Here is a 3,354-nt window from a genome sequence, read left to right as displayed (position 1 = left end):
GGCCAATGACGACTTTCGATCCCGTCGTAATGGCCGTTACCGCCAGTTTGCTGGCCTGCGCGCTGTCGCCCTTGGTGTCCTCTATCGTCAGCGTCAGCAATCCGTTGCCGATATCCGTCATCGCCAGCTTGGTCGCATCGAGCATCTTCCTGCCGTTTTCCCCGGCCGTTCCGGGGGCGGACAGCGGCAGCAGCATCGTGACTTTGGTCGAACCGGTACCCAGCGACTGGGTCGCCTGGACGGGACCGCCACCGGCGGCGCCGTTCTGCCCGGCAGGCGCGGCAATCGTCGCCGGATCGAGCACTTCGGACACGCCGCCCTTCGACTGGCAGCCCGACACGATCGCGGCGAGCGCCAAGGCGATTGCCCATGTCCGCGGACAGTGGACCTGTCGGCCAGCTTCCATGAATGCTCCACCCCTATGTGCCGCCGGATATTGTTCCCGGTCTGGTCTTCAACGCATGTTACGGCGGACTTGCAGTGCCGTCTGTAGTTCTTTTAGCCGCCGAAGAGCCTGCCTCTGAGCGCCCTGATCTGCCTTGCTTGCCCGGCACTTCGATAGTCGGCGCATTTCATGTATCGCGGCCCCGGCACGAACACGCGGCGCACGCAAACGCCCTTTGCCTGGGCAGGGGCTCCGCCCTCTCCGCCCGGCGAAAATGCGGAAAAGCCGAACGTCGCCACCGGCAAAGGCCCGGTCACTTCAAAGCCTTCCCTTGCCAGGATTGCCCGCGCACGCTGGCAGTAGCGGACCGAAAGGGCCGAGAACCGGCTTTCATTGTGCCCGGCGCGATATTTCATGACGGTGGTGCACAGATCGCCCGCGGCGAGCCTGTTGGCCTGTGCAAGATATTTGACCCCCAGCGCGATGTTGGCCGCCGGCGCGCTCAGATCGTCCAGGGAACCTCGAAAGCCGAGCATTCTGGCCGTCGCCGGCATCACCTGCATCAGGCCGACTTCGCCGTCGCCGCCTTGCACGTCGGGATCGAAGCCGCTTTCGATCTCCATCACCGCATGCGCCAGCATCGGCTCCAGGCCATAGATCGATGCCTGGCAACTCGCAAATGCCTTGAAAGCCTGCCGGGTCCACTCCGTGGCCGGATCACAGCGCACCGGTTGCTTCAGTCCGGACGAAAGCTGTGGTTTCACGGATGGTCGTTCCAGCCAGTTGGCACTGGCCGGCGTGACCGTTTGGACAAAGCCAAACAACACGATCGCACCCGCGACCGCCTTCAGGAAGGATCCGTCGGCTGTCATGATGGCCAACAGGCGTGGCTATCCGGTCAGTGCATGTACTCGACCATGCGATCGTGAAAACACTCGCATTTGTTGAGGTAGTCTTCGTCCTTGTAGTTCGTCTTCAGGTAGCCATAGGCCTTGCCGCAAGCGACCTTGGCCTCCGACGCCCAGACGAAGACGGGCCGCGACGAGTTGATCCACTCCGAGCTGTTGGCGACGGCAACCGACTCGTCCATCAACTTCACAACCTCCTGCTTCAGATCGACGATGTTGTCGTTCAGCACCAGGTTGGAGGTGCCGACGACACGGCAATAGTCGCCCGTCGGACCGTCGATGATGTCGGCGGCATACCCCGTCGACCCGACTGCCAGCAACAGCGTCGCAGCGGAAACAAGCAGTCTTGCAGAACGTTTCATATTGAGCTCCCCTAGATATTAGCGACGTATAACATAGTCGCGTGGTTGTGCGCTATGGCGTTACACCACGTTTGCCGTTGTCTGATGCTGGGTTATGCCATCGTCGTAGAGCAGCGTGATCGTGTTGGCCGCGGGGTGGTTCGTGAGTTCCGCCACTTGGACAAAATTGGCCGGATCTCCCGATCCGCTCGTGTCGACACTCAGCACGCCGGTCCCTGCGTCGTAATTCACGAAGTCGCCGATGTCGCCGCCGCCAGGAGCCGTGTCGAACAGCGCGGTCAGATCGATCTTGTCGCCCTCGCCACCATTGAAGTCGGTGATGAGATCTTTGATGTCGAGATGATCGAGCTTGAACGTGTCGGCACCAGTGCCTCCGGTAAGCGTGTCTTGGCCGAAGCCGCCGACGAGAGTATCGCTGCCGCCTCCGCCGTTCAGTGTGTCGGCGCCAAGACCGCCTGCGAGATAATTGTCGCCGGCGTTTCCAGACAGGTAGTCATTGCCCGAGCCGCCGATCAATCCCTCAATACCCGAGAGAGTGTCACCGGTGGCATCGCCGCCGCCGATCGTACCAGGCCCCGGATTGGTGAATGTCACCGGCGCCCCGGATGCATGTCCGTCGTCGGCCAGATGGATCGAAACCGCCGCCACACTGCCCGTATAGTCGGCAATGTCGGTTCCGGCACCGCCCGAGATCGTATCGGCATGCGTGCTGCCGGCGATAACGTCGTTGACCGTTCCGGCAAAGCCGGGAAGGGTGAAGTTGCCGGAACCGTCGCCTGCGACCACGTGGATGCTCACAGGCTGCGTCGCGGTCGTATCGCCATCATGGTCTGTCGCAGAGACCAGGAACTGCAGGTTCAAGTCGGACGGCAGGATGTTCTGCGATATGTCGACGGCCGCCAACCTCATTTTCGCATCGGCATTGCCGGTTATCGAAATCACGTTGAAATCGATCGTCGGGTCGATGATGAGATGTCCATTCACCACCGTCGCCGTTCCATTCTGGGTCTGGTTGGTGACGGAATTGGTCGCCGTCCATGAGACCGAACCAGAGCCATTGTTCACATTGAAATCGAGACTGCCTATGAACTTCGGATTGAGAGTCGGCGCGTCATTGCCGGCTGTCGCGGAGGTGTGGAACTCCATGGTGAAGTTTTCATTGGGGTCGATGAACTGGTTGTCAACGCCGAAGCCTTGCGTGGAAGAGTTGACGCCGTTGCCGTTACCGGTGAATTCGATCAGGCCGTTCGGAGTTTCGAGGAACGGCGTCGGACCACCCGGGCTCAGCCCTGTGAGCGTCTGCGTGACGGTCGTGGCGGCCTGCGGCGTGACGAGATCGAACTCATAGGTGCCATCCGGCCTTACCGTCAGGGAGAACACTTCGGTCACGCCCGAATTCCCGTGAAGGACCGTTGTGCCATCCGCCGCGGTCGTCGTGCTGTAGGTGATCCCGGTGATCGCAGGTCCGGTGATGTTGAAATGATCGAGGCCATCGGCACCCGCCGCCAGCGAGAAGACCCCTGAGACCGATCCAACCTCATTTGGCATTGTGCCCGAGGTGAAGGAATTTAGCGTCGGGCCGTCATCGAGGAAGGTCAGGTTCTGGCCGATGTTGAGCGTCGCAGCCGAGCTGTCGCCGTCCTTGTCGGTGATCGTTGCCGTCAGCGTCACCAGATTGTCGGCATTCAGGCTGACCGGC

3 protein-coding genes and 1 pseudogene are annotated in these 3,354 nt (G+C 61.2%); all 4 read right to left on the bottom strand.

Annotation, left to right across the window (positions count from 1 at the left end; translation table 11 throughout):
- Window positions 1-358 (bottom strand): annotated as a pseudogene (locus EN939_RS26295) (ABC transporter substrate-binding protein); the annotation flags it as partial.
- Between the two features lie 140 nt (window positions 359-498).
- The gene (locus EN939_RS26290) at window positions 499-1,257 is read right to left on the bottom strand and encodes a lytic transglycosylase domain-containing protein (RefSeq protein WP_127270683.1); all 759 of its coding nucleotides are present in this window, start codon (window positions 1,255-1,257) and stop codon (window positions 499-501) included.
- 26 nt (window positions 1,258-1,283) lie between these two features.
- Entirely contained in the window at window positions 1,284-1,655 is a 372-nt protein-coding gene (locus EN939_RS26285; RefSeq protein ID WP_127270682.1) for a hypothetical protein, read from the bottom strand.
- 60 nt (window positions 1,656-1,715) lie between these two features.
- On the bottom strand, window positions 1,716-3,354 hold a 1,639-nt coding region (locus EN939_RS26280), incomplete at its 5' end, for a type I secretion C-terminal target domain-containing protein (protein ID WP_127270680.1).

Source organism: Mesorhizobium sp. M7A.F.Ca.CA.002.05.1.1 (genome assembly GCF_003998335.1).
Classification (GTDB): domain Bacteria; phylum Pseudomonadota; class Alphaproteobacteria; order Rhizobiales; family Rhizobiaceae; genus Mesorhizobium.
The sequence above is the reverse complement of the archived record's forward strand: the minus strand, read 5'-3'. Positions and strand labels throughout refer to the sequence as shown.

Bases quoted from the DNA above. Each gene is read 5' to 3' on its own strand.
- EN939_RS26290 (WP_127270683.1), bottom strand. From the start codon at position 1,257: ATGACAGCCGACGGATCCTTCCTGAAGGCGGTCGCGGGTGCGATCGTG.
- EN939_RS26285 (WP_127270682.1), bottom strand. From the start codon at position 1,655: ATGAAACGTTCTGCAAGACTGCTTGTTTCCGCTGCGACGCTGTTGCTG.